The sequence below is a fragment of the Variovorax palleresanus genome (assembly GCF_051144945.1).
Classification (GTDB): Bacteria; Pseudomonadota; Gammaproteobacteria; order Burkholderiales; family Burkholderiaceae_C; genus Variovorax; species Variovorax paradoxus_S.
The window spans coordinates 101,532-127,334 of sequence record NZ_JBJNVP010000002.1 but is presented as its reverse complement, the minus strand read 5'-3'; the positions used below and the strand labels follow the sequence as shown (position 1 = coordinate 127,334).

General features: G+C 66.1%; 23 protein-coding genes and 1 tRNA gene. 9 read left to right on the top strand and 15 right to left on the bottom strand.

Annotated elements, in window-relative coordinates; genetic code table 11:
• Nucleotides 1–18 precede the first annotated feature (18 nt).
• From pal to ACJ7Z0_RS04365, 4 genes are all read left to right on the top strand, one after another.
• A complete protein-coding gene (pal, locus tag ACJ7Z0_RS04380) occupies nt 19–537 on the top strand; it encodes a peptidoglycan-associated lipoprotein Pal (RefSeq protein WP_431131609.1) in 519 nt (172 codons plus the stop codon).
• Nucleotides 537–1,286: a tol-pal system protein YbgF gene (gene ybgF, locus ACJ7Z0_RS04375; protein ID WP_093022791.1), complete on the top strand. Its 750-nt coding sequence runs from the start codon at nt 537–539 to the stop codon at nt 1,284–1,286. The genes pal and ybgF overlap by 1 nt, the downstream gene beginning before the upstream one ends.
• Nucleotides 1,287–1,355: 69 nt before the next feature.
• Nucleotides 1,356–2,150 (top strand): tRNA threonylcarbamoyladenosine dehydratase, encoded by a 795-nt coding sequence (locus ACJ7Z0_RS04370; RefSeq protein WP_434792604.1) that lies wholly within the window; start codon nt 1,356–1,358, stop codon nt 2,148–2,150.
• 54 nt (nt 2,151–2,204) lie between these two features.
• Nucleotides 2,205–2,280 (top strand) — tRNA-Lys (locus ACJ7Z0_RS04365).
• Nucleotides 2,281–2,507: 227 nt separating this feature from the next.
• Here the strand turns inward: ACJ7Z0_RS04365 and ACJ7Z0_RS04360 are convergent.
• The 9 genes from ACJ7Z0_RS04360 to argA form a co-directional block, all read right to left on the bottom strand.
• On the bottom strand, nt 2,508–3,011 hold the full coding sequence (locus ACJ7Z0_RS04360; protein ID WP_434788861.1) for a hypothetical protein: 504 nt from the start codon (nt 3,009–3,011) through the stop codon (nt 2,508–2,510).
• A gap of 22 nt (nt 3,012–3,033) precedes the next feature.
• Nucleotides 3,034–5,061 (bottom strand): ABC-F family ATP-binding cassette domain-containing protein, encoded by a 2,028-nt coding sequence (locus ACJ7Z0_RS04355; RefSeq protein ID WP_434788860.1) that lies wholly within the window; start codon nt 5,059–5,061, stop codon nt 3,034–3,036.
• Between the two features lie 149 nt (nt 5,062–5,210).
• Nucleotides 5,211–6,092 (bottom strand): 50S ribosomal protein L3 N(5)-glutamine methyltransferase, encoded by an 882-nt coding sequence (gene prmB / locus ACJ7Z0_RS04350; RefSeq protein ID WP_434788859.1) that lies wholly within the window; start codon nt 6,090–6,092, stop codon nt 5,211–5,213.
• A gap of 61 nt (nt 6,093–6,153) precedes the next feature.
• Nucleotides 6,154–7,329: a succinyl-diaminopimelate desuccinylase gene (dapE, locus tag ACJ7Z0_RS04345; protein WP_434788858.1), complete on the bottom strand. Its 1,176-nt coding sequence runs from the start codon at nt 7,327–7,329 to the stop codon at nt 6,154–6,156.
• 25 nt (nt 7,330–7,354) lie between these two features.
• Nucleotides 7,355–8,503: a PilT/PilU family type 4a pilus ATPase gene (locus ACJ7Z0_RS04340; protein ID WP_055796985.1), complete on the bottom strand. Its 1,149-nt coding sequence runs from the start codon at nt 8,501–8,503 to the stop codon at nt 7,355–7,357.
• A gap of 51 nt (nt 8,504–8,554) precedes the next feature.
• Complete coding sequence (gene dapD / locus ACJ7Z0_RS04335) at nt 8,555–9,388, bottom strand: 2,3,4,5-tetrahydropyridine-2,6-dicarboxylate N-succinyltransferase (RefSeq protein WP_434788857.1); 834 nt, start codon at nt 9,386–9,388, stop codon at nt 8,555–8,557.
• Nucleotides 9,389–9,432: 44 nt separating this feature from the next.
• On the bottom strand, nt 9,433–10,653 hold the full coding sequence (gene dapC / locus ACJ7Z0_RS04330; RefSeq protein WP_434788856.1) for a succinyldiaminopimelate transaminase: 1,221 nt from the start codon (nt 10,651–10,653) through the stop codon (nt 9,433–9,435).
• Between the two features lie 52 nt (nt 10,654–10,705).
• Nucleotides 10,706–11,353, bottom strand: a complete 648-nt coding sequence (locus ACJ7Z0_RS04325) for a LysE family translocator (protein ID WP_434788855.1) — start codon at nt 11,351–11,353, stop codon at nt 10,706–10,708.
• Between the two features lie 32 nt (nt 11,354–11,385).
• Complete coding sequence (argA, locus tag ACJ7Z0_RS04320; protein WP_093022765.1) at nt 11,386–12,732, bottom strand: amino-acid N-acetyltransferase; 1,347 nt, start codon at nt 12,730–12,732, stop codon at nt 11,386–11,388.
• 231 nt (nt 12,733–12,963) lie between these two features.
• On the opposite strand from argA, the gene hrpA reads away from it, so the two are divergent.
• Nucleotides 12,964–16,752: an ATP-dependent RNA helicase HrpA gene (hrpA, locus tag ACJ7Z0_RS04315; RefSeq protein WP_434792603.1), complete on the top strand. Its 3,789-nt coding sequence runs from the start codon at nt 12,964–12,966 to the stop codon at nt 16,750–16,752.
• A 71-nt stretch (nt 16,753–16,823) separates the two neighbouring features.
• Here hrpA and ACJ7Z0_RS04310 read toward each other — a convergent pair whose 3' ends face one another.
• From ACJ7Z0_RS04310 to lptF, 6 genes are all read right to left on the bottom strand, one after another.
• Nucleotides 16,824–16,982: a DUF3309 family protein gene (locus tag ACJ7Z0_RS04310; protein WP_093022894.1), complete on the bottom strand. Its 159-nt coding sequence runs from the start codon at nt 16,980–16,982 to the stop codon at nt 16,824–16,826.
• 115 nt (nt 16,983–17,097) lie between these two features.
• Nucleotides 17,098–18,273, bottom strand: coding sequence for a pyridoxal phosphate-dependent aminotransferase (locus ACJ7Z0_RS04305; RefSeq protein WP_434788854.1), 1,176 nt, complete (start codon nt 18,271–18,273; stop codon nt 17,098–17,100).
• A 32-nt stretch (nt 18,274–18,305) separates the two neighbouring features.
• On the bottom strand, nt 18,306–19,247 hold the full coding sequence (locus ACJ7Z0_RS04300; protein WP_434788853.1) for a CysB family HTH-type transcriptional regulator: 942 nt from the start codon (nt 19,245–19,247) through the stop codon (nt 18,306–18,308).
• Nucleotides 19,248–19,310: 63 nt separating this feature from the next.
• Nucleotides 19,311–19,685, bottom strand: coding sequence for a sirohydrochlorin chelatase (locus ACJ7Z0_RS04295; protein WP_434788852.1), 375 nt, complete (start codon nt 19,683–19,685; stop codon nt 19,311–19,313).
• 20 nt (nt 19,686–19,705) lie between these two features.
• On the bottom strand, nt 19,706–20,815 hold the full coding sequence (gene lptG, locus ACJ7Z0_RS04290) for an LPS export ABC transporter permease LptG (protein WP_431131586.1): 1,110 nt from the start codon (nt 20,813–20,815) through the stop codon (nt 19,706–19,708).
• The gene (gene lptF / locus ACJ7Z0_RS04285; protein WP_431131584.1) at nt 20,812–21,948 is read right to left on the bottom strand and encodes an LPS export ABC transporter permease LptF; all 1,137 of its coding nucleotides are present in this window, start codon (nt 21,946–21,948) and stop codon (nt 20,812–20,814) included. The genes lptG and lptF overlap by 4 nt, the downstream gene beginning before the upstream one ends.
• A gap of 21 nt (nt 21,949–21,969) precedes the next feature.
• Here lptF and ACJ7Z0_RS04280 point away from each other — a divergent pair, with 21 nt between their 5' ends.
• From ACJ7Z0_RS04280 to ACJ7Z0_RS04265, 4 genes are all read left to right on the top strand, one after another.
• Nucleotides 21,970–23,505, top strand: a complete 1,536-nt coding sequence (locus ACJ7Z0_RS04280; protein WP_434788851.1) for a leucyl aminopeptidase — start codon at nt 21,970–21,972, stop codon at nt 23,503–23,505.
• On the top strand, nt 23,502–23,945 hold the full coding sequence (locus tag ACJ7Z0_RS04275) for a DNA polymerase III subunit chi (RefSeq protein ID WP_434788850.1): 444 nt from the start codon (nt 23,502–23,504) through the stop codon (nt 23,943–23,945). The genes ACJ7Z0_RS04280 and ACJ7Z0_RS04275 overlap by 4 nt, the downstream gene beginning before the upstream one ends.
• On the top strand, nt 23,945–24,349 hold the full coding sequence (locus tag ACJ7Z0_RS04270) for a hypothetical protein (protein WP_434788849.1): 405 nt from the start codon (nt 23,945–23,947) through the stop codon (nt 24,347–24,349). The genes ACJ7Z0_RS04275 and ACJ7Z0_RS04270 overlap by 1 nt, the downstream gene beginning before the upstream one ends.
• Nucleotides 24,350–24,484: 135 nt before the next feature.
• Nucleotides 24,485–25,690 carry a branched-chain amino acid ABC transporter substrate-binding protein gene (locus ACJ7Z0_RS04265; protein WP_434788848.1) on the top strand — a complete coding sequence of 402 codons (1,206 nt, stop codon included), beginning with the start codon at nt 24,485–24,487 and terminating at the stop codon, nt 25,688–25,690.
• Nucleotides 25,691–25,803: the final 113 nt, after the last annotated feature.

The following is a 25,803-nucleotide window of genomic DNA, read 5'->3' as shown; positions in this document are numbered from 1 at the left end:
TTATTTGAGGAGTACCCAATGTTGAAACGTACGATTTATTCGCTGGCCATCGTGGCTCTGATTGCCGGTTGCTCGTCGGGCACCAAGCTCAACGACGCCCCGGTGACCGACCGCTCCGGCACCGCCGGCGGCCAGCAGGGCAGCTCGACGGCAGTCGCGCCCGTCACCATCGACCCCAATGCATCCACCGCGCAAGGTCCGGTCGGGATCGAACGGATCGTCTATTTCGACTACGACAGCTACACGGTCAAGCCCGAGTTCCAAGCCCTGATCGACGGCCATGCCCGTTTCCTCAAGGCCAACCAGCAGCGCCGCGTTTCCATCGAAGGCCACACCGACGATCGCGGCGGCCGCGAGTACAACCTGGCCCTGGGCCAGAAGCGCTCCGAAGCCGTCCGCCGTGCGCTGACGCTTCTGGGCGTGAACGACGCCCAGATCGAAGCCGTGAGCTTCGGCAAGGAAAAGCCCGCGGTCCAGGGCTCGGGCGAAGAAGCCTGGGCGCAGAACCGCCGCGCTGAAATCCGATACACCCGGTGATGCAACGCGCCTTGTTGCGAGGCGCGGCCCTGGCTGCCGCCTTGCTTTGCGTTTCGATCGGCTCGCAAGCTGCATTGTTCGAGGATGATGAAGCGCGCCGCGCCATCCTCGACCTGCGGCAGCGGGTCGAGGCGATGCGCCAGCAGACCGACCAGCGGCTGACCGACGAAAACGGCCAGCTGCGCCGCAGCCTGCTCGAACTGCAAAACCAGATCGAGCAGATGCGGGGCGATCTTGCACGCATGACCGGGCAGAACGAGCAGCTGCAGCGCACGCTGAGCGAAATGCAGTCGCGCCAGACCACCATCGACGACCGGCTCAAGCAGAACGAGCCGGCCAAGGTGTCGGTGGACGGCCGCGAGTTCACTGCCGATCCCAAGGAAAAAGCCGACTTCGATGCGGCGCTCGGCATCTTCCGCGCGGGCCAGTTCGCGCAGGCGCAAACCGCGTTCGCCGAGTTCGTCAAGCGCTACCCGCAAAGCGGCTACAACGCCTCTGCGTTGTTCTGGCTCGGCAATGCGCAATACGCTACGCGCAACTACAACGAGGCCATTGCGAACTTCCGCTCCATGCTGTCGCTTGCACCCGACCACGCCAAGGCTCCCGAGGCCGTGCTGTCGATTGCCAACTGCCAGATCGAGCTGAAGGACACGCGCGCCGCGCGCCGCACGCTGGAAGACCTGACCAAGGCCTATCCCCAATCCGAAGCCGCACAGGCGGGCCGCGAGCGTCTCTCGCGACTGCGCTAGCGCCAGCGGAGCCTCCGCTTGAGCGCAGCAACGCTTCCGCAAGCATCGAACGCCGCCGTGGATGTCGTCATCACCGACACCGCGGCGGCGCCTGACTTTGCGCGCCGCTTCGGCGGCCTCGAACGCCTCTACGGAGTGGCCGGTGCCGCGCGCATCCGCGGCGCCCATGTCCTCATTGCCGGCATCGGCGGTGTCGGCTCGTGGGCTGTCGAAGCGTTGGCGCGCAGCGGAGTGGGGCGGCTGACGCTGGTCGATCTCGACCATGTGTCCGAGTCGAACATCAATCGGCAGATCCATGCGCTCGATGCGACGGTGGGACAGGCCAAGGTCGAGGCCATGCGCGATCGCATCGCGCAGATCAACCCGGAGTGCAAGGTGCTTGCGATCGACGAGTTCGTCGAGCCCGGCAACTGGACGATGCTGCTCGAAGCGGCGCAGCGAGCCAACGGCCCTGCAACCGCCGTCATCGATGCCTGCGACCAGGTAAAGGCCAAGCTCACGATGGCCGCATGGGCGCGCGCATCGGGCACGGCCTTCGTTACCGTGGGTGCGGCCGGCGGCAAGCGGCAGGCGCACAAGGTCGACATCGACGATCTCTCGCTCGTCACGCACGACCCGCTGCTGGCCCAGCTGCGGCAGCGCCTTCGCAAGGAGCATGGTGCTCCGCGCGAGGGCCGCAAGATCGGCGTGACCTGCGTCTTCAGCCGCGAGAGCGTCGCGCCGCCCGATGCCTCCTGCGCCATCGAAAGCGACGGCTCGCTCAACTGCCACGGCTACGGCTCGGTGGTTAGCGTCACGGCTACTTTCGGTCAATGTGCGGCAGGTTGGGTTCTCGACAAAATTGCGAGCAACGCCACGTTATAATCTTTGGCTTTGCCGGATCAACCCCGGCAAAGCGTGAAAAAGAAAAATGGTTCCGGGACGTTAGCTCAGTTGGTAGAGCAGCGGACTTTTAATCCGTTGGTCACTGGTTCGAATCCAGTACGTCCTACCACCCCTCAAGAAGCCGCTCCATCGAGCGGCTTTTTTTATGCCTGCATCGGTTGAATCTTTTCTCGCTGCGCGCCAAAAAAACAGCCCGCACAAGGGCGGGCTGGAAGGTGACCTGCTGGAGGAGGGAGGATCAGGAGGGAGTGCAGGCCACGGGAGAGCCTCCACTATGTTCGCTGAACCTGCACGCAACCTGACCAGAGAGGATTGTCTTGTTCGACGATTGCGCGTTCAGGCGGGCGCGTGCGGTTCGGGCGGCGAAAGGGCGAGCGTCGTACTCACGCGGACGCAATCCTTGATGTGCTGCTCGCCGAGGGCGCGCAAGGCCGCATAGCCGAGGGCGGCGGAAACGATCTGCCCGGCCAACGGCACGTACTTGGTGGCCTGCTTGACGGTGAGCTTCACGCCCGCATACCGGGCGAGCTTGATCAGCAGTTCGCGGGTGACGAGTCGGCCGACCAGCAAGGCGCCGACCGTGGTGGCGGCCTTCTGGATGCGTTCGCGCTGATGTGGCGCGAGCTTTTCGACCTGGGTGACGGAAAGGCCGAACTCGGCGCTGATCTGCGGCACGAGGCGTGCGAGCAGGGCCGCGTCGGCGGCCCAGTCGATGCCCGGCAACGGAACGGCGCTGGCGGCCGCGGCCATCAAGGCCTTGCGGCCGATCAGGCGGCGGCTGCGGTGAATGGCCGCGATCAGTTTTTCGTCGCCCCGGGCCAGTTCGATGGCAGACGGCATGCGATGTGCCTCCTTTGCAGGGTCAGGCCGCCAGCGTCTCGAGCTGGTCCGACAGGGCCAGCCAGCGCTCTTCGAGTCGGCCGATTTCGTCGTTGAGAGCCTTCAGGCGCTTGCCCGCTTCGGCAATCTCGGCGGACGGTAGCGGCTGTGCCAGGCGCGCCTCGAGCGTGGCGCGCTCGGTGCCCGCCGCGGCCAGTCGCTCGTCGATCTGCGCGATCTCGCGCTTGATCGGCTTGGCCTGGTCGCTGCGTTGCTGGCGCCCCTGGGCGTCCTGCTTGCGCTGCTGCGGGTTCTTGTTCGCCGCGGCCGCGGGTTCGCTGGCGGCGGGTGCAGGAGCAGCGGCAACGGCCACGGGCTCGGCAGCGGTTGCGGCGGCCGCGTCGCGCACGGCGATCTTGGCCTCCTCGCGCAGCCGCTTGGCTTCGTCGAGCAGGTAGCGCTGGTAGTCGTCGAGGTCGCCGTCGAAATCGGCCACCACGCCGCGCCCCACGAGCCAGAACTCGTCGCACACCGAGCGCAGCAGCGCGCGGTCGTGGCTTACCAGCATCAGCGTGCCTTCGAACTCGTTCAGCGCCACGGCCAGGGCCTCGCGCGTGGCCAGGTCCAGGTGGTTGGTGGGCTCGTCCAGCAGCAGCAGGTTGGGACGCTGCCACACCATCATTGCGAGCACCAGGCGCGCCTTTTCGCCGCCGCTCATGGTGCCGACGGGCTGCTTCACCATGTCGCCGCTGAAGTTGAAGCTGCCGAGGAAGCCGCGCAGGGCCTGCTCGCCGGTGCTTTCCTTGACGGCGCTGCCCAGTTCCCGGGCCATGCGCACCATGTGCTCGAGCGGGTTGTCCTGCGGACGCAGCACGTCGAGTTCCTGCTGCGCGAAGTAGCCGATGTTCAGGCCCTTGCCTTCGGTGACCTGGCCGGCCAACGCGCCCATCTCGCGCGCGATGGTCTTCACCAGCGTCGACTTGCCCTGGCCGTTGGCGCCCAGGATGCCGATGCGCTGGCCCGCCAGCACCGAGCGGCTCACGCCGCGCAGGATGGTCTTGGGCTCGGCATCTTCGATTTCGTAGCCGAAGCTCGCATTGCTGATCGACAGCATCGGGTTGGGGATGTTGCCCGGCTCCTTGAACTCGAAGGTGAAGTCGGCCTCGGCCAGGAGCGGCGCAACCCTTTCCATGCGTTCCAGCGCCTTGACCCGGCTTTGCGCTTGCTTGGCCTTGCTGGCCTTGGCCTTGAAGCGGTCGATGAACTTCTGCAGGTGCGCGATCTTGTCCTGCTGCTTGGAGAAGGCCACCTGCTGCTGCTCCATCTGCAGCGCGCGCATGTCCTCGAACTTGCTGTAGTTGCCGCCGTAGCGCGTGAGCTGGGCGTTGGCGATGTGCAAGGTCACGTCGGTCACGGCGTCGAGAAACTCGCGGTCATGGCTGATGACGATCATGGTGCCGGCGTACTTTTGCAACCAGGCTTCGAGCCACACCAGGGCGTCCAGGTCCAGGTGGTTGGTGGGTTCGTCGAGCAGCAGCAGGTCGCTCGGGCACATCAGCGCGCGGGCCAGTTGCAGGCGCATGCGCCAGCCGCCTGAAAAGCTGTTGACGGGGCCATCCAGCTCGTGCGACTTGAAGCCCAGCCCGAGGATCAGGGCCTGGGCGCGCGGCACGGCGTCGTGCTCGCCGGCGTCGGCCAGGTCGGTGTAGGCGTGCGCCAGTTCCATGCCGATGTCGGCGTCGTCGGGGTTGGCTTCGTAGGCGGCCTCGATGGCCGCCAGCGTGGCGCGCAGCTCGGCCAGGCGGGTGTCGCCGCCCACCACGAAGTCGGTGGCCGACTCCTCGGTTTCGGGCATGTCCTGGGCCACCTGTGCCATGCGCCACTGCTTGGGCACGTAGAAGTCGCCGCCGTCCTCGTGCAGCGAACCGTTGAAGAGCGCGAACAGGGTCGACTTGCCGGCGCCGTTGCGCCCGACGAGGCCGACCTTTTCACCGGGGTTGATGGTGACGGTGGCGCCGTCGAGCAGGACCTTGGCGCTGCGGCGAAGAATGACGTTTTTGAGAGTAATCATGAAATAGGAACCGTAGGGGCGATTATCCCGCCCGGCCGTGGCGGCTCGGCGCAAAGGGGCAAATGAGGACGCCGCCCGGTAAAAGAAGGGCTTGCAGCCGTCGCTGCGGAAACTCGGCAGAGGGGAAGAAAAGGCGAGGGCTGGGGCAGCTAACGCGCGCCGGCGCCGGCCAGCAGCGCGGCCCGGGTCACGAGCAGGACCTGGTCTTCACCCGCGGAGGTTTCGAGCCAGACGACCTCGAGTTGCGGAAACGCCGCTTCGAAGTAGTCCCGCTCGTTGCCGATTTCCAGCACCAGCACGGCCTCTTCGCTCATGCGCGAGGGAGCATCGGCAAACAGCCGGCGTACGAAGTCCATGCCGTCGGTTCCGCCGGCCAGTGCCAGTTCGGGCTCGGCTTGATATTCGGCGGGCAGGGCGGCCATGCTCGCGCTGTTCACGTAGGGCGGATTGCACAGCACAAGGTCGTACGGGCCGGGCAGGTTGGCCAGGCCGTCGGATTCGATCAGCCTGATGCGGCTGTCGAGCTGGTGCCGCGTGACGTTGATGGCGGCCACCTCGAGCGCTTCGACCGACAGGTCGGCCGCGTCCACGGTGGTCTCCGGATAAGTCATGGCCGCCAGGACGGCCAGGCTGCCGTTGCCCGTGCACAGGTCGAGCACGCGCTGCGTGTGTTCGCCGAGCCAGTAGTCGATGCTGCCGTCGGCAATCAACTCGGCAATGAAGCTGCGAGGCACGATGGCGCGCTCGTCCACGTAGAAGGGCACACCCTGCAGCCAGGCCTCTTTCGTCAGATAGGCGGCGGGCTTGCGCGTGGCGATGCGTTCGTCGAGCAACGCGGCAACCTTGCTCGCATCGGCCGGCGAAACGGGCGTGTCGGCCACGGCATCGATTTCATCGAGCGGCAGCTTCAGGCGCCACAGAACCAGCCAGGCGGCCTCGTCAAAGGCGTTGGCGGTGCCATGGCCGAAGGCCACGCCGGCGGCTTCGAGCCGCTTGGCGCCGGCCTCGATCAGCTCGATGACCGTGCTCACTGAATTACCTCCGCGCTTCGCGCTGCGGTGCGAGCTTGCTTGGGGCGGCCCGGCGCGGCGCTCATCCGACCAGCGACGCTTCGAGCCGCTCCATCGTGCGCCTGTAGATGTTCTTCAGCGTCTCGATCTCGGCCACGTCGATGTGCTCGTCGATCTTGTGGATGCTGGCATTGACCGGGCCGAGCTCGACCACCTGCTTGCAGATCTTGGCGATGAAGCGCGCGTCGCTGGTGCCGCCGCTGGTCGAGAGCTCGGTCGCGATGCCGGTTTCATCGGCAATGGCTGCCTGCACCGACGAGACGAGTTCGCCGGGCGTGGTCAGGAAGGGCAGGCCGCCGACGGTCCAGGCCAGCGTGTAGTCGACGCCATGGGCATCGAGCACCGCATGCACGCGCTTCTGCAACGACTCGGGCGTCGACTCGGTCGAAAAGCGGAAATTGAAATCGACCACCGCGTTGCCCGGAATCACGTTGCTCGCGCCGGTGCCCGCATGAAAGTTGCTGATCTGCCAACTGGTCGGCTGGAAGTAGTCGTTGCCCGCATCCCAGCCGCCGGCCGCGTTGATGGCCACGAGTTCGGCCAGCGCAGGCGCCACCGAGTGCACGGGGTTGCTTGCGAGGTGCGGGTAGGCGATGTGCCCCTGCACGCCCTTGACCGTGAGCTTGCCGCTCATGGTGCCGCGGCGGCCGTTCTTGATCATGTCGCCGCAGCGCTCGACGGCGGTGGGCTCGCCGACGATGCAGTAGTCGAGCACCTCGCCGCGCGCCGCCAGCGTGTTGCAGACGACGACGGTGCCGTCGACCGCCGGGCCTTCCTCATCGCTGGTGAGCAGCAGCGCCAGCGTGAGCTTCGGATCGGGCGTGGCCCGCAGGAACTCCTCGATGGAGACAACGAAAGCCGCGACCGAGGTCTTCATGTCGCAGGCGCCGCGACCATAAAGCTTGCCGTCCCGGTGCGTGGGCGTGAAGGGGTGGCTGGTCCATTGCTCGACCGGGCCGGTGGGCACCACGTCGGTGTGACCGGCGAACACCAGCGTCTTTGTTGCCGCGGCAGCCGCCGGGCGGCGCACCGCCCAGAGGTTGGTCACGCGGAAATCCGCAGGACCGCTCTCGATGGTCTCCAGCGTGAAGCCCAGTGGCGCCAGCCGTTCGCTGAGGATCTGTTGGCAGCCCGCATCGTCAGGAGTGACCGAGGGGCGCGAGATGAGTTGTTCGGCGAGCTGGAGCGTACGGGACATCGGAAAAAAAGCCGGAGAGGCTGGGTCAGAACTTCACGTCGAGCGTGATGTCGGTAAAGGTGGGTTCGTCGACCTGGTCCATCAGGTTGCGCTCTTCGGCCTTCTGCTTGGGCGCGGCGCGGTTCTGCAGCCGCCACATCAGGTTGGTGGGCGAGTCGGACTGGGCCAGGCCTTCCTCGCGCGTCACGCGCTCTTCGGTGATGAGGCGGGCAATGTCTTCCTCGAAGGTCTGGGAGCCTTCGGCCATCGATTGCTCCATGGCTTCCTTGACGGCGGAAAAATCGCCTTTTTCGATCAGCTCGGCCACCAGGGCCGTGTTGAGCATGACCTCGAGCGCCGGCACGCGGCCGCCCGTGGGCGTGCGCAGCAGCCGCTGCGAGACGATGGCGCGCAGCGCCGAGCCCAGGTCGCCCAGCAGCGTGGGACGCACCTCGACCGGGAAGAAGCTCAGGATGCGGTTCAGCGCGCGGTAGCTGTTGTTGGCGTGCAGCGTGGCCACGCACAGGTGGCCCGACTGCGCATACGCAATGGCCGCGGTCATGGTTTCGCGGTCGCGGATTTCGCCGATCTGGATCACGTCGGGCGCCTGCCGCAGCGCGTTCTTGAGCGCGACATGCAGCGACTCGGTGTCGCTGCCCACGTCGCGCTGGTTCACCAGCGACTTCTTGTTGGTGTAGGTGAACTCGATGGGCTCTTCCACCGTGAGGATGTGGCCCGTGGCGTGCTCGTTGCGGTAGTCGAGCATCGAGGCCAGCGTGGTGGTCTTGCCCGCGCCCGTGGCGCCGACCATCAGGATCAGGCCCCGCTTCTCCATGATCAGCGTCTTGAGAATGTCGGGCAGGTTCAGGTCGGCAAAGCTGGGAATGGTCGAGGCAATGTGCCGCACCACCACCGCATAGCTGCCGCGCTGGCGCATGGCGCTGATGCGGTAGTTGCCGGCGCCCTCGAGCATCACGGCCATGTTGAGCTCGCCCTTGCTCTCCAGCTCCTGGATGCGGGCTTCGGGCACCACTTCGGCCAGCAGCGCGAGCGGCGCGGTGGCCGGCAGCACCTGGGCGTTGATCGGCACGCAAGTGCCGTTGATGCGGATCAGCACCGGGGAGTGCGCCGAGAGGTAGATGTCGGACGCCTTGCGCTCGGCCATCAGACGAAGGATTCGCTCCATCATGTTCATCGCTCTCACTCTCCTCGGGTGCTGTTGTTTTCTAAAGGGACAAAGGCGGGATCAATCGCGCAGCAGGTCGTTCAGGCTGGTCTTGGAGCGCGTTTGCGCATCGACCGTCTTGACGATGATCGCCGCGTAGGTGCTGTAGTCCTGGCCCGATTTGGTCTTCTTGGGCAGGTTGCCGCTGATGACGACGCTGCCGGACGGCACACGGCCGAAGAGAGTTTCTCCGGTGTCGCGGTTGAAGATCGGGGTGCTCTGGCCGATGTACACACCCATGCCGAGCACCGAGTTTTCTTCGATCACCACGCCTTCGACCACTTCGGAACGGGCGCCGATGAAGCAGTTGTCCTCGATGATGGTGGGGCCGGCCTGCAGCGGCTCGAGCACGCCGCCGATGCCGACGCCGCCCGACAGGTGCACATTGGCGCCGATCTGCGCGCACGAACCCACGGTGGCCCAGGTGTCGACCATGGTGCCTTCACCCACGTAGGCGCCGATGTTCACGTATGAGGGCATCAGAATCGCGCCCTTGGCGATGTAGCTGCCGCGGCGGGCCACGGCGGGCGGCACGATGCGCACGCCCGATTCCTTCAGCTCGCCGGCCGACAGGTGCGAGAACTTGGTCGGCACCTTGTCATAGAAGCCGAGCGAACCGGCCTGCATCTGCTCGTTGTCCTTCAGGCGGAACGACAGCAGCACGGCCTTCTTGATCCACTGGTGCACGGTCCACTTGCCCACGCTCTCGCGCGTGGCAACGCGCAGCTTGCCGTTGTTGAGCTCGGAAATCACGTGCTCGACGGCGTCGCGCACTTCGGCCGAGGCGGCGCTGGGCGAGATATTGGCGCGGTCTTCCCACGCGGCGTCGATGATTTGTTGCAGTTGCTGGGTCATGGAGAAAGTCTCGTGTGAAAAATGGGAGCCGGGAAAGCAGCGGTTCAGCCCCGGCCTGGTTGGCCGGATTGCACGAAGCGGACGATGCGCTCGGCGGCTTCCACGCATTCGGCCGTTTCGGCCACCAGGGCCATGCGGATGCGGCCACGGCCGGGGTTGGCGCTGTGTGCCGTGTCGCGCGCCAGATAGCTCCCCGGCAGAACCGTAACATTGTATTGAGCGTAGAGCGCGCGGGCGAAGGATTCGTCGTCGCCAGCCCACACTTCGGGCACCCCCGCCCAGAGGTAGAAGCTGGCGTCCGGCAGCCGCACGTCGAGCACCGGTTCGAGCAGCGGCGTCACGGCAGCGAACTTGGCCCGGTACTTGGCCCGGTTCTCGGCCACGTGGGTTTCGTCGCCCCAGGCTGCAATGCTGGCCGCGGCCACGGTGCCGCTCATGGCGCTGCCGTGGTAGGTGCGGTAGAGCAGAAAGCTCTTGATGATGGCCGCGTCGCCCGCCACGAAGCCGCTGCGCAGGCCGGGCACATTGCTGCGCTTGGACAGCGAGGTGAGTGCGATCAGGTTCTTGAAGTCGGCGCGGCCAAGCTTGGAGGCGGCTTCCAGCCCGCTGAGCGGTGGCTCGTCGCGGAAGTAGATCTCGCTGTAACACTCGTCGGCTGCAATCACGAAGCCGTAGCGGTCGGAGAGCGCAAAGAGCTTGCGCCATTCGTCCAGCGGCATCACGGCGCCGGTCGGGTTGCCGGGCGAGCAGACGAACACCAGTTGCGTGCGCTCCCAGACGGCCTCGGGCACGCTGTCCCAGTCCACCGCGAAGTTGCGCGCCGGTACGCTCGGCACGTAGTAGGGCTCTGTGCCCGAGAGCAGGGCTGCGCCTTCGTAGATTTGATAGAACGGGTTGGGCGAAACCACCACCGGCGCGGGGGTCTTGCTGCCGTCGACCACCGTTTGCGCAAGCGAGAACAGCGCCTCGCGCGAGCCGTTGACCGGCAGCACCTGCGTGGCCGGGTCCAGCTGCAGGGCGTAGCGGCGCTGCAGCCAGTCGGTAAAGGCGGTGCGCAGCGCCAGGGTGCCGGCCGTGGCCGGGTAGGCCGCGAGCGTGGCCATGCTGGCGGCCAGCGCTTCCTTGATGAAGGCCGGCGTGGCGTGCTTGGGTTCGCCGATGCCCAGGCTGATGGGCGCGAAATCGGCATTGGGCGTGACGCCCTCGAACAGGCGCCGCAGCCGCTCGAAAGGATAGGGCTGGAGCTTGGAAAGCAGGGGATTCATGGAGAGCGATTATCGGCGACGGGTCGCCGGCCGCTCAGCCCTCCCGCGCCGCTCAGGTACCGCTGCGCCGGTAGAACGCCAGCGAGCCGGCCAGCGCCAGCAGCATCGCGCCGCAGGTGCGGTCGATCCAGCGGCCTGCGGCGGCCGTCAGCAGCCGCATTGCCCGTGCGCCCACGAAGGCGTAGACCCCCATCACCAATGCGTCCAGCGAGGCAAACAGCACGGCGATGATGGCGTACTGCATGCCCTGCGCGGCTGCGGGGTCGATGAACTGCGGCATCAGCGCCGAGCAGAACAGATAGCCCTTCGGGTTGGTGACCGCCACCAGGAATGACTTGAAAAAGACCTTGCGGCCGTCTCCGTTCATGCCCGTGGCCGGCTCGCCTGCGTCGGCACGCGGCGTGTCGAAGCTGCCGCCTTTGGAGCGCAGCATGCGAACGCCCAGCCAGGCAAGGTACACGGCGCCCACCCACTTGAGCATGGAGAACCAGAACTCCGAGGCTGCCAGCAGCGCGCCCAGGCCCAGCGCCACCGCGCCGACCAGAACGAAGTCGGACAGCACGGCGCCCAGGATGCCCGGCAGCGCGCCGCGCACGCCGCGCCGCGATCCGTTGCTCAGCGCCAGCAGCACGGTCGGCCCGGGCGTTGCGATGGCGGCCAGCGCGACGATGGAGAACAGCAAGGCGGTGGCGAACGTCATGGCGGCGGGCTTCCCTTCAAAGGTTCAAAGGTTCAGATTTTCTTGACCAGCACCTGGCTTTTGCGGTCCCAGTTGTACTTGCGCTTGCGGGCTTCGGGGAGCCAGTCGGGGTTGACCTGCTGGAAGCCGCGCTTCAGGAACCAGTGCATGGTGCGGGTGGTGAGCACGAAGATGCTTTCCAGGCCCATGGCCTTGGCGCGGTGCTCGATGCGCTTGAGGATGCGTTCGCCGTCGCCCTGCGACTGCGACTGGGGCGAGACGGTCAGCGCGGCCATCTCGGCGGTCTTTGCCTCGGGGTAGGGGTAGAGCGCTGCGCAGCCGAAGATCACGCCGTCGTGCTCGATGACCGTGTAGTGGCCCACGTCGCGCTCGATCTCGGTGCGGTCGCGCTTGACCAGCGTGCCGTCGCGCTCGAAGGGCTCGATCAGCTGCAGGATGCCGCCGATGTCGTCGACCGTGGCTTCGCGCAGGCTTTCGAGCTTCTCGTCGATCACCATGGTGCCGACGCCGTCGTGCACATACACCTCGAGCAGCAGCGCGCCGTCCAGGGCAAAAGGCAGGATGTGGTTGCGCTCCACGCCGCCCTTGCAGGCCTTGACGCAGTGCTGCAGGTAGAAGGCGGTGTCGGTCGGCTTCTGCGGTGGCGGCAGCGACGCCAGCAGCTTTTCGGCCGCGGCGAGCGGCAGCTCGGTGTCGATGGGGTTGTCTTCGCTCTCGGGCAATTCGCTGTCGATGCGGATGCCCGGAATCTCGGTCAGGAAGATCAGCTTGTCGGCCTGGATCGAAATGGCCACGCTGGTGGCCACTTCTTCCATCGTCAGGTTGAAGGCCTCGCCGGTGGGCGAGAAGCCGAAGGGCGACATCAGCACCATGGCACCGAAATCGAGCGTGCGGCGGATGCCCGCGGCGTCGACCTTGCGCACCAGGCCCGAATGCTTGAAGTCCACGCCATCGACCACGCCCACGGGGCGGGCTGTGATGAAGTTGCCCGAAATCATGCGGACCGTGGAGCCGGCCATCGGCGTGTTCGGCAGGCCCTGGCTGAATGCGGCCTCGATCTCGTAGCGCAGCTGGCCGGCGGCTTCCTGAGCGGAATCGAGCGCCACCTCGTCGGTGATGCGGATGCCGTGCGAGTAGCGCGCCTCGTGCCCCTTGGCCGCGAGCTGCTCGTTGACCTGCGGGCGGAAGCCGTGCACCAGCACGATCTTGACGCCCATGCTCTGGATCAGCGCCAGGTCTTGCGCAATGTTCTGCAGCTTGCCCGCCGCGATCGCCTCACCCGCCAGGGCGACCACGAAAGTCTTGCCGCGGTGCGTGTGGATGTAGGGCGCGACCGAGCGGAACCAGGGCACGAAGGTGAAGTTGAAAACGGTGGACATGGAGCGTGATTGTGCATTCTTGGAGGGCGGTTCGCGCGGGGTGGGCCATCGCCCGCAGCAGCCGGGTGGCATCGCAAGGCGTGCAACAGGGGCGGCGCGCACCGATAATCGACGGTTTGCCCGCCGCGCCTTCGCGAATCAGCTTTTCCCTTGACGACCACGACACCTTCCGCTCCCTTGCGCATCGACTTTCCCGAATCGCTTCCGGTCTCCGGCCGGCGCGACGAAATCATGGCCGCCATCGAGGCGCACCAGGTGGTGATCGTCTGCGGCGAAACCGGCTCGGGCAAGACCACGCAGTTGCCGAAGATCGCCCTGGCGCTCGGCCGCGGCAAGCTCCATGCGCCGCCAGGCAAGGGCCGGCTCATCGGCCACACGCAGCCGCGGCGCATTGCCGCAAGCTCGGTGGCCAAGCGCATTGCCGAAGAGTTGAAGACGCCGCTGGGCGACGTGGTCGGCTTCAAGGTGCGCTTCCAGGACCGGCTGAGCCGCGACGCCTCGGTCAAGCTCATGACCGATGGCATCCTGCTGGCCGAGACGCAGACCGATCCGCTGCTCAAGGCCTACGACACGCTGATCATCGACGAGGCGCACGAGCGCTCGCTGAACATCGACTTTTTGCTGGGCTACCTGCGCGAGATTCTTCCGCGCCGGCCCGACCTGAAGGTGATCGTGACCTCGGCGACCATCGACGCCGACCGGTTCGCCCAGCATTTCGCCTCGGCCAAAGGGCCCGCACCGATCATCTATGTGTCGGGCCGCACGTTTCCGGTGGAGCAGCGCTACCGGCCCTTCGAAGAATCGCGCGAACACGACCTGAACGATGCGATCGCCGACGGCGTCGACGAACTCTGGCGCGATCCGCACAACGCGGGCGACATCCTGGTGTTCTTGCCCGGCGAGCGCGAAATCCGCGAGGCGGCCGATCATCTGCGCCGCCACCTGAGCCACCAGCCGCTGCTGCGCAATGCCGAGGTGCTGCCGCTGTTCGCGCGGCTGTCGGGGCCCGAGCAGGACCGCATCTTCGACAGCCACACGGGCCGGCGCATCGTGCTGGCCACCAACGTGGCGGAAACCTCGCTCACCGTGCCGGGCATCCGCTACGTGATCGACACCGGCACCGCGCGCGTCAAGCGCTACAGCTTCCGCAGCAAGGTCGAGCAGCTGCTGGTCGAACCGATCAGCCAGGCCGCGGCCAACCAGCGCGCGGGCCGCTGCGGCCGGGTGGCCAACGGCATCTGCATCCGCCTTTACGACGAGAAGGACTTCGAAGGCCGACCGCGTTTCACCGATCCGGAAATCCTGCGTTCCTCGCTGGCCGGCGTGATCCTGCGGATGAAGTCGCTGCGCCTGGGCGACGTGGCGCGGTTCCCGTTTCTAGAGGCACCTTCGCCGCGCGCCATTGCAGACGGCTACCAGCTGCTCAACGAACTCGGCGCGGTCGACGATGCCAACGAGCTCACCGCCACGGGCGGCGAGCTCGCCAAGCTGCCGCTCGACCCGCGCGTGGGCCGCATGATCCTGGAGGCGCGCACACGCGGCGCGCTCGAAGAAGTGCTCGTCATCGCGTCGGCGCTGAGCGTGCAGGACGTGCGCGACCGGCCGATGGAGGCGCAGCAGCAGGCCGACCAGGCGCATTCGAAATTCGACGACGAGAAGAGCGAGTTCAGCGGCTACCTGCGCCTGTGGAAATGGATCGCCGATGCGCGCGGCGGCCATGGCGACACTCACAAGCTCAGCAACCGGCAGTACGAGCAGCTGCTGCGCCAGAACTTCATCAACATCCGGCGCGTGCGTGAGTGGCGAGACATCCATTCGCAGCTGCTCACCGTGGTGACCGAGCACAAATGGCGCATCAACGCCGAGCCTGCCGGCTACGAGCCGCTGCACCTCTCTATGCTCGCGGGCCTGCTCGGGAACGTCGGCTGGAAGCTCGAGGACGACGAGGCGTACCTCGGTGCGCGCGGCATCAAGTTCTACAAGCACCCCGGTGCGCACCTGAAGAAGAAGCCCGGCCGCTGGATCGTGGCGGCCGAGCTGGTCGAGACCACGCGGCTCTTCGGCCGCGGCATTGCCAACGTCGAGCCGCAGTGGCTCGAACAGGTGGCCGGCCATCTGCTGAAGAAGCAGCTGCTCGATCCGCATTGGGAGAAGAAGGGCGCGCAGGTTTCGGCGCTGGAGCGTGCAACGCTCTACGGCCTCGTGGTCTACAGCGGACGCCGGGTCGACTTCACCAAGGTCGATCCGGTGGCGGCGCGCGAGATCTTCATTCGCGAAGCGCTGGTCGGTGGGCAATGGGAGAGCAAGTTTCCGTTTCTCGTGGCCAACCGAAAGCTGGTGCGCGAGGTCGAAGGGCTGGAGCACAAGTCGCGCCGCCAAGACGTGCTGGTCGACGACGAGCTGATCTTCGCCTTCTACGACGCGCAGCTGCCCGCCGACGTGGCGAGCGGCATCACCTTCGAGAACTGGTACCGCCACGCCTCGAGGGAGCAGCCGCGCCTGCTCTTCCTGACACGCGAAGAGCTGATGCGCCACCAGGCGGCCGGTATCACCACGCAGTCGTTCCCGTCGACGCTGCGGCTCGGCGGTGTCGACTGCGCGGCAAGCTACCTGCATGAACCCGGCGATGCGAAGGACGGCCTCACGGTCAGCGCGCCGCTCTTCGTGCTCAACCAGGTGAGCGAAGAGCGCTGCGAATGGCTGGTGACGGGCATGCTCAAGGACAAGATCCAGGCACTGCTCAAGAGCCTGCCGCAGCGCCCGCGCTCGCGGCTGGTGCCGCTGCCCGATTCGGCGGCAAAGCTCGCGGAAGAACTCTCGGCGCCCGAGGTGTTCGGCCATGGTTCGTTGACCGACGTGCTTCTCAAGCGCGTGCGCGATGCGACGAGCATCGACGTGAAGCGCGCGGACTTCAAGCTCGACATGCTGCCGCCGCACCTGTTCATGAACCTGCGCATCGTGGACGAGCATGGACGCCAGCTCGGCATGGGACGCAACCTGGGCGCGCTCAAGGCGGAACTGGGCGCGCAGGCGCGAGGCGCCTTCCAGGCGCTGGCCGGGCTCAACGTCAAGGCTTCCGCCGACCGCAAGCCGGCCGAAGCCGCCGAAGGACAGGCACAGGCCAAGGGCCATGCCACTGCGCCAGCCCCCGCTGCGCCGAGCCTGCCCGCGGGCCAGCGCTACACGAGCTGGAGCTTCGGCGAGCTGCCCGAGCTGATGGAAGTGCGCCGTGGCGCGCAGTCGCTCATCGGATTCCCGGCCCTGCGGGACGAAGGCGATGCCGTCACCATCGAGGTGTTCGACGAGCCCGCCGTGGCCGCCGCGAAGCACCGCGCCGGTCTGCGCCGCTTGTTTGCGCTGCAGCTGAAAGATGCGCTGAAGTACCTCGAAAAGAACATCCCCGATCTGCAGAAGATGGCGGTGGCCTACATGCCGCTCGGCACGTCGGAAGAGCTGCGCGCGCAGATCATCGACGTCGCGATCGACAGGGCCTTTCTGCAGGAGCCGCTGCCCACAGATGAATTCGCCTTCAAGCGCCGCCTCGAAGAGGGCCGCGGCCGGCTCACCCTGATTGCCAACGAGGTGGCGCGGCTGGCCTCGGCCATCCTGGCCGAGTACGCCGCTGCGGCGCGCAAGATCAAGGACACCAAGATCCAGCCCGAAGCCGTGCAGGATGCCGCGCAGCAATTGCAGCGACTGGTCGGCAAGCGCTTCATCTCGGATGCGCCCTGGACGCAGCTGCAGCATTTCGCGCGCTATCTCAAGGCCATCGTGCTGCGCCTGGACAAGCTGCGCGCCGATCCCGCGCGCGATGCCGCCAAGCTGGCGGAGCTTCGGCCGCAAGAGCAGCGCTATTGGCGGCTGGTGGCGGAGCGCAAGGGTGCCGTGGACGAGCGCATGCTCGAATTCCGCTGGCTGCTGGAGGAGCTTCGCGTGAGCTTCTTCGCGCAGGAACTGCGCACGCCGCAGCCGGTCAGCATCAAGCGGCTGGACAAGGCCTGGGCCCAGCTGCAGGCCTGACCCCGGCAGGCAGGCGAAAAAAAGCCCGCTTGCCGCGGGCTCCTTTCAGGTGCGCGAAATGTCCGGAAGCTTCATATCCGTCCCATGAGCACCAGGATGATGACGATCAGCAAGACCAGGCCGAGGCCGCCGCTGGGCCAGTAGCCCCAGCCTCGGCTGTAGCCCCAGCTCGGCAAGGCGCCTATCAGCAGCAGGATCAGAACGATCAGCAGAATGAACGAGAGGGACATGCTTATCTCCTGGACGTTGTTGTTACGAGCATTCATGCTCGCCGTCCAGGGGCGAAAAACACGCCGGAAAGCCGCTCCTTCGGCGGTCAGGACTATCCTACCGGCAGCGTCGGCTTTATAGCCGTGCCAGCCGGTCCAGAGCCGCCAGCAGCGTCTCGTCCTTCTTGGCGAAGCAGAAACGCACCACCCGCTGGTCGAAGCCGTTGCCATAGAAAGCCGACAGCGGAATGGCCGCCACGCCGATCTCGCGGGTCAGCCACAGGCAGAAGTCGGCCTCCGAAAGCTCGCTGACCTCGGAGATGTCGACACACTGAAAGTAGCTGCCCTCGCTGCGCAACAGCTTGAAGCGGGTCTTTTCGGCCAGACCGGCGGCAAACAGGTCGCGCTTGCGCTGGTAGAAGGCCGGCAGTTCCAGGTAGGGCCCCGGTTCGGCCATGTACTGCGCGAGGGCATGCTGCATGGGCGTGTTGACGGTGAACACGTTGAACTGGTGCACCTTTCGGAATTCGGCCATGAGCGGTGCCGGTGCCGCCACGTAGCCGACCTTCCAGCCGGTGACGTGGTAGGTCTTGCCGAAGCTGCTCACGATGAAGCTGCGCGCGGCCAGGCCCGGGAAGCGCGCCACGCTTTCGTGCTGTGCGCTGTCGTAGACCATGTGCTCGTAGACCTCGTCGGCAATCACCAGCACCTCGGTCGGGGCGAGCAATTCTTCGAGCTTGCGCATCTCGGCCGCGGTCCACACCGTGGCGCTCGGGTTGTGCGGCGTGTTGACGATGATCGCGCGCGTGCGCGGCGAGAGCGCCGCCGCAATCTTGTCGAAGTCGGGCCGGAAGGTGCCGGGCACGAGCGGCACCCGCACCACGCTGCCGCCGGCAAGCTCGATGTTGGGCACGTAGCTGTCGTAGCAGGGCTCGAGAACGATCACCTCGTCGCCCGCGCGCACCACGGCAAGGATGGCCGTGATGATCGCCTGCGTGGCGCCCGCGGTCACCGTGATCTCGTCGGCGGCGCTGTAGCTGTGGCCGTAGAGCGCGGTGATCTTGCCGGCAATCGCCTGGCGCAGCGCCGGAATGCCGGGCATCGGCGGGTACTGGTTGTGGCCCGCGGCCATGGCGGCTGTCACGTCTTCGAGCAGCTTCGGGTCGCAGTTGAAATCGGGGAAGCCCTGGCCGAGGTTCACCGCGTTCTTCTCCGCCGCCAAGGCGGACATCACGGTGAAGATGGTGGTGCCGACGGCGGGCAGCTTGGTGCCGATGGCCGGTGTGCGGGGAGAAGAAGTAGCGGTGCTCATGGTCGTGGTCGGAGGAAGCTGGGGACTGGATCTCAGAGTTCGTAGTCTTGCTGATGGCCGCTCAGGGCCTTGGCGATCAGGTTGCGGTCGAGCCGGTCGGACAGCAGCTCGGCGAACTTGAACACGAAATTGCGCAGGTACGCGCTGCGCTTGAACGCCACGCGTGCGATGTTCTGGCCGAACACATGGCCCATGGGCCGCACCACGAGGTCGGCGTTCGACTCGTCGCGCACCGCCATTTCGGCCACGATGCCAACGCCCAGGCCAAGGCGCACATAGGTCTTGATCACGTCGGAATCGATGGCTTCGAGCGCGATGCGCGGCGTGAGCTTCTTCTGCGCAAAGGCGTGGTCGATGCGCGTGCGGCCGGTGAAAGACGGGTGGTAGGTGATGATGGGTTCGTGCGCCAGGTCTTCGAGCGAGATGCGGTCCTTGGCGGCCAGCGGGTGGTCCTTGGGGAGCACCAGCACGTGCTGCCATTCGTAGCAGGGCAGCGTCACCAGCTCGGCGTAGTCGGCCAGCGATTCGGTGGCAATGCCCACCTCGGCGATCTCGTCGATCACCATGCGTGCCACCTGGTCGGGCGAGCCCTGGTGCAGGCTCACGTTGACCTTCGGGTAGGCCTCGCGCAACTTGGCCACGGGCACCGGCAGCACATAGCGCGCCTGGGTGTGCGTGGTGGCGATGGAGAGGGTGCCGCTGTCCTGCGCGCTGAACTGCTCGCCGATGCGCTTGAGGTTGCCCACCTCGCGCATGATCAGTTCGATGCTGGCGATGACATGCTGGCCCGGCTCCGTGACCCGCTTGAGCCGCTTGCCGTGGCGGGCGAAGATCTCGACGCCGAGTTCTTCCTCCAGCTCGATGATGGCTTTCGACACCCCCGGCTGCGAAGTGTGGAGCGCCTTGGCCGCTTCCGTGAGGTTCAGGTTGCGCCGCACGGCTTCCTGAACAAACTTGAACTGGTGCAGATTCATATCAAATTCCGTCTTATTGCGGAATTCATTATGCCTTCGGAGTCTATGGAAATAGCTGCGAATTCAAGATTTGCTTGCAATTCTGGCCAGCAGTTCGACCAGCTCGGGCTCCTCGCCGACGATGCTGGCCAGCTGGAAATCGACCTGCGGCCAGGTGCCGCGCAATGCGTCGAGCTGCAGCGGCAGGTCTTCGCGGGCATGCTTTCCCATGCCAAGGAAGAGCGGAACCACCCTGAGCGAGCGGGCGCCGCTGGCAATCAAGGCCGCCGCCGCGGTGCGCAGATCGGGCGCGGCCAGTTCCATGTAGGCGCAAACCACGCGGGCCTGCGGGTCGAGCGCCGTGACGCGCGCGGCCACGGCCTCGATCGGCGCGCGCCAGCGCTCGTCGCGCGATCCATGGGCCAAGAGGATGATGCCCCTTGCTTTTTCAGCCGCCATCGGTGGTTTTTCTTCTCTTTTTATCTTCGGAGAACCAGCCAGCTGAACGCGGCAAGCGACATGACCGAATAGATGAGCCCCGGCGCCGCGGCCGTCAGCCAGGGCGACCAGTTGCTCAGGTTGCCAAGGTAGCCGAACACGTTGTTCAGCAGGAAGAAGCTGATGCCGATCATCACGCCGCCAAACACGTAGGTGGTGATGCCGGCCTGGCGGAAGTGCAGGTACGCGAAGGGCAGGGCGAGCACCACCATCACGAGGCACGAGAGCGGATAGAAGACCTTGCGCCAGAACTGGATCTCGTAGCGCTGCGCCGTTTGTCCGTTGGCTTCGAGATGGCTGATGTAGTCGAACAGGTCGATGGTGCCCATGCGGTCGGGCCGCAGCAGTGCCACCGACACCATTTCGGCCGTGAGCGTGGTCGGCCAGTCGAGCTGCGGCACCTTGGTGGTGACGATGTGGGCCTTGTCCGCGGTGGTGCGCGTGTCGTAGTCCTGCAGTTCGACATCCGACAGCACCCAGCGGTCGTCGTGGATGCGCGCCGAAGATGCGACGAGCTGTTTGCGCACGTAGCCGTTGGCGTCGAACTCGAAGATGCGCGCGTTCTTCAGCGAGCCATCGCGCGCGATGGACAGCACGTTGACCGCATAGGACACGTTCTCGCGCTTTTCCTTGAGCCAGGCCCCCGTATTGCCCACCAGCGAATACGCGCCCTGGTAGCGCGACTTGAGAAGTTGCCCGGTGCGTTCGGAGACCGGCGCGATGTAGTCGCCGATGGCAAAGGTCAACACGACAAAGCCGACGCCGAGCAGCAGCAGGGTGCGCAGGGCGCGCCAGGGGCCGAGGCCGCTGGTGCGAAGAATGGTGTATTCGGAGCTTTGCGCAAGGCGTGCCATCACGAAGATGCATCCGATCAGCACCGTGATCGGGAGCAGTTCGTACAAATGGCTCGGAATCAGCAGGGTCACGTAGATCAGTGCCTGCGCGGGGCCGTAAGCCAGGCTTTCGGGCTTGCCGATGGACTGCAGTTCGTCGACGAAGTCGAAGAAGAAAAACAGGCTCAGGAAGCCGAGCGTCACGAAAGCCACGGCTTTCAGTGCCTCGACATAGATCAGGCGTCGGATTGTTTTCACGAGGTCGGGTCGATTTTCGCGGTCTGGGAGGGCAGGCCGCCGGCGATGACGCGCTCGGTCTTGCGCCGCCGGCCCCAGTTGTTGTTGCGCAGGACCAGCCACGCGACGCCGATGAGCAGGACGCCGCCGTGCAGCAGCAGCATGAAGGAACCCATGCCGAAGCGGCCGGAGCTGATCCAGCTCTGGCCCAGGTTGAGCATGTTGTAGTAGACGACGAAGGCGAACAGTGCAAAGAGCAGGTTGCCGCTGCGCCCCACGCGCGGGTTGACGCTCGACACGGTCAACGCGAGCAGCACGAAGTTGATGCCGGCCAGCAGCATGCCGATGCGCCAGGCTAGTTCTCCGCGGCTTGTGTTGCCGGGCTCCCGCAGGAGCTGCAGCGTCGGCTTGGCGCGCGCCGGGGTGCTGTCGCCCGCCAGGTCCGCATTGCCGCCGGCCCGGGTGCCGTAGGTTTCGAATTCGCTGATCTTGAGGCCCTCGGTGGGCAGCATCGGGCGTTCGAGCCGCTGGCCGTTGCTCAGCATCAGGTAGCGGTTCTCGCCGATGTTCTCGATGCGGCCGCTGCGCGCCGAGGTCGTGATCTGCAGCCCGCGCTCGACGGCCCAGATGAACACGTTGGTCGCCGTGGCGCCGTCAGGCGTGTCCTTGTCGATGAAGAAGACGCGCATGCGCCCGGAGGATTCCCGGAACTCGCCCGGCGTGACGCGTTCGATGTCGCTGCGCCTTTCGTACTGCGCACGCATGCCGATGGTCTGCGAGTTGGCCCAGGGCCAGCCCACCAGCGCCATGACCGCGATCAACGCGAGCACGGGCCAGGCAAAGCGGAACAGCGGCTCGACGAAATCGGCCAGGCCGCGTCCGCTGGAGAACCAGATCACCATTTCGCTGTCGCGGTACATGCGCGACAAGGTGCCGACAATGGCGATGAAGAGGCTCAGGCTCAGGATGGTCGGCATGTAGCCGAGCACCGTGTATGTCATCACCAGGAACACTTCGGACGGGTTCACGCTGCCCTTGGAGGCGAGCCCGAGCGTGCGGATGAGCATCATGGTCATCACGATGGTGACCAGGACGACGAGGGTCGCTCCGAAGCTGCGCGACAGCTCCTTGCGTAAGGAAGAATGGAATAACATCGTTCGAGGAAAAAAAGGATTATGGACTTTCAGCTCAAGACCCTCACCGTTGCCCGCGCGGCAGCCGAAAAATCCGACGTGCTGATCGTGCTCGTCGGCAGCGCACCCCTCACCGCCAAGGACCCGCTTTCCGCACTGATTGCCAGCGCCCGCAAGGCCGGCGACCTGCCCGACAAGGCCGGCAAGCTGCTCGCGCTCTACCACCCCGACGAGGTGGTGGCCTCGCGCGTCGTGCTGGCGGCCATTGGCGACGGCAAGCCCGCGTCGGTGCGCGGCGGCGTCATCGCGGCGGTCAACGCGGCCAAGGCCTACGGGCCCAGGCGCGTGGTCATGGCCTTCGCGCAAGAGGCCGATGGTGCCGCCGTGGCCTGCGCCGTGGCCGCCGCCGCCGACGCCAGCTACGTCTACACCACGACCAAGGCAAAGACCTCGAACGGCGAGAACGGCCGCACCATCCGCAACCTGACGCTCGGCGTGGCCGACGCCGCGGCGGTGGGCAAGGCCTTCGACGAAGCCCGCGCCACCGTGTCCGGCATCGAGCTTGCAAAAGAGTGGGGCAACCGCCCCGGCAACTATTGCACGCCCACTCTGCTGGCGGAGGCGGCCAAGGGCCTGTCCAGGCTGCCCCGCATCAAATGCGAGGTGCTGGGCCCCAAGGAGGTGCAGAAGCTCGGCATGGGCTCGTTCGCCGCCGTCGCACAAGGTTCGGCCGAACCGCTGCGGTTCATCGTACTGCGCTACCAGGGCGGCCCCAAGGACCAGGCGCCGGTGGTGCTGGTCGGCAAGGGCATCACCTTCGACACCGGCGGCGTCTCGCTCAAGCCGGCCGCCGAAATGGACGAGATGAAGTTCGACATGTGCGGCGCGGCCAGCGTGCTGGGTACCTTCCGCGCGCTCGGAGAAATCCAGCCGGCCATCAACGTGGTGGGCCTCGTGCCAACGTGCGAGAACATGAACGACGGCCGCGCAATCAAGCCCGGCGACGTGGTCACCAGCATGAGCGGCCAGACCATCGAAGTGCTCAACACCGACGCCGAGGGACGGCTCATCCTGTGCGACGCCCTCACGTACGCCAAGCGGTTCGATCCGGCCGCCGTGATCGACATCGCCACGCTCACCGGCGCCTGCGTGGTGGCACTGGGCGGCGTACGCAGCGGCTTGTTCACGACTGACGAGACGCTGGCCGCGGCGCTCCAGGCGGCCGGCGAAGAATCGCAAGACCGCTGCTGGCGCCTGCCGCTCGACGACGAATATGCCGATGGCCTGAAGAGCAACTTTGCCGACGTGGCCAACGTGGCGGGCCGTGCCGGCGGCGCCATCACCGCGGCCAAGTTCCTGCAGCGCTTTGCCGGCGACTTCGCCTGGGCGCACCTGGACATCGCAGGCACGGCCTGGAAGAGCGGGGCGGCCAAGGGCTCGACCGGGCGGCCCGTGGGGCTGCTGGTGTCCTACCTGATGGAGCGCGCGCGCAGCGGCACCGCCAAGCCGGCCGCCCCGTCGAAGGCCGCTCGCAAGAGCGCCGGTTCGGCGGCCCGAAAGGCCCGGTCCGCGCAGTGACGGAAATCGGCTTTCATTTCAATACGCCGGACAAGGTGAACTACGCCTGCCGGCTGGTTCGAAAGGCCGTGAACGCGCGCGGGCTGCGCGTGGTCGTGGTGGGCGAGGCGCAGACGCTCGAGGCGGTGGATGCCGCGCTCTGGCAGCTCATGCCTTCCGACTTCATTGCCCATTGCCGCGCCGACGCGCAGCCTCATGTGGTGGCCCGCTCGCCGGTCATTCTTTCGGCCGAGGGCGCGGAGGCCGCATCGCTGCCGCACCGCGAAATGCTCGTGAATTTGGGGGCCGAGGTCCCGGCGGGGTTCGAGCGCTTCGAGCGCCTGATCGACATCGTGAGCGACGAGGCCACAGACCGGCAGATCGGCCGATCGCGGTGGCGCCACTATGCCGACCGGGGCTACACCATCCAGCCGCACGACTTTGCAAGGAGCGCTTCCTGATGGCCAGCACGCTGCGTACACCGCCCCGGTTCGTTCCCACCCTGACCACGGTGCTCGACCTGCCGGCCGAGCCTGTGGGCACCGAGCCGGCGAGCCCTGCGGCCGCGCCGGCCCCGTCCATCGACCCCGCGGAAGCCGTTGCGCTGCCTCCGGCCGAGCAGCGCTCCGAGGCCGAAATCGTCCGCCTCGAAGAGCAGCTCCTGCATCGCGTGCTGCAGCGCGTCGACCTGTCTTTGGAAGAGCGTTTGAGCGACACGGTCTCGGCGGCCGTGCAGCAGCAACTCGATGCCATGGTGCCTCGGCTGCGCGAAGAAATCGAGGCCGTATTGCGGGCTTTGGTGATCGAAGCAATGGCCGCCGAGCTCTCCGAAAACACAGGGTCTGTGCCAACTTCCGGAGCGTAAAGCTTCAGCTAAACTGCGCGCCAGGTCGGTGGGGCGGGAGGGTGCCGCTGGTCTGCGGCGCGAAACTTGCGAGGTCTGCGCGCCCGGATCACACGACCGGTTCTTAGTTTATTTATCAATGTTCTGGAGGTTCTCATGCAATTGAAATGGACTGCGGTCGCACTGGCTGCTCTCACGCTTGTGGCTTGCGGCAAAAAAGAAGAAGCTGCTGCACCCGCCGCTCCGGCGCCCACGGCAGCGGCCCCCGCACCTGCAGCGCCTCCGGCAAGCACGCTGGTCGTCAAGATCGGCCACGTCGGTCCCACCAGCGGCGCCATTGCCCACCTTGGCAAGGACAACGAGTTCGGCGCCAAGATGGCCATCGAAGACCTGAACGCCAAGGGCCTCAAGATCGGTGACAAGGTTGCCAAGTTCGAACTGCTCGCAGAAGACGACGCCGGCGATCCGAAGCAAGGCACGGCAGTGGCCCAGAAGCTGGTCGACAGCAAGGTCAACGGCATCGTCGGCCACCTGAACTCGGGCACCACGATTCCCGCCTCCAAGCTCTACAGCGACGCCGGCATTCCGCAGGTTTCGCCTTCGGCAACCAATCCCAAGTACACGCGCCAAGGCTTCAAGACCGCGTTCCGCGTGGTGGCCGACGACACGCAACTCGGCGGCACGCTGGGCAAGTACGCCGTCGAAACGCTCAAGGGCAAGAACATTGCCGTGATCGACGACCGCACGGCCTACGGCCAGGGCGTTGCCGAAGAGTTCGAAAAGGCGGCCAAGGCTGCTGGCGGCACCATCGTCGGCCACGAGTTCACGACCGACAAGTCGACCGACTTCAACGCCATCCTGACCAAGCTCAAGGCTGCCAAGCCCGACGTGCTGTTCTTCGGCGGCATGGACGCCGTTGGCGGCCCGATGCTCAAGCAGGTCAAGCAACTCGGCCTGAACGTCAAGTTCATGGGCGGCGACGGCCTGTGCACCGGCGAGCTGCCCAAGCTGGCTGGCGATGCCATCGGCGAAGAGATGGTGGTTTGCGCCGAAGCCGGCGGTGTCGATGGCGACTTCAAGCAGCCGCTGGAAGACTTCAAGGCCAAGTTCAAGGCCAAGAACGGCGTGGAAGTCCAGATCTATGCACCGTACGTCTACGACGCGGTCAACGTTCTGGCTGAAGCCATGGTCAAGGCCGGTTCCTCCGACCCCGAAAAGTACCTGCCGGAAGTCGGCAAGGTGCAATACAAGGGCGTGACCGGCCCGATCGCCTTCGACGAAAAGGGCGACATCAAGAACGGCGCGCTGACGCTCTTCACCTACAAGGGTGGCGTGCGTACACAGATCGCCGTGGTGCGCTGATCGGTTTCATTGCAAACCGCTGCGCCATGGCGCAAAAAGGAAAAGGGCCTTCGGGCCCTTTTTTCTTGGCTTTGACCCGTCCTGCCCAGCGTTGACACCTTTCATCAGCGAAA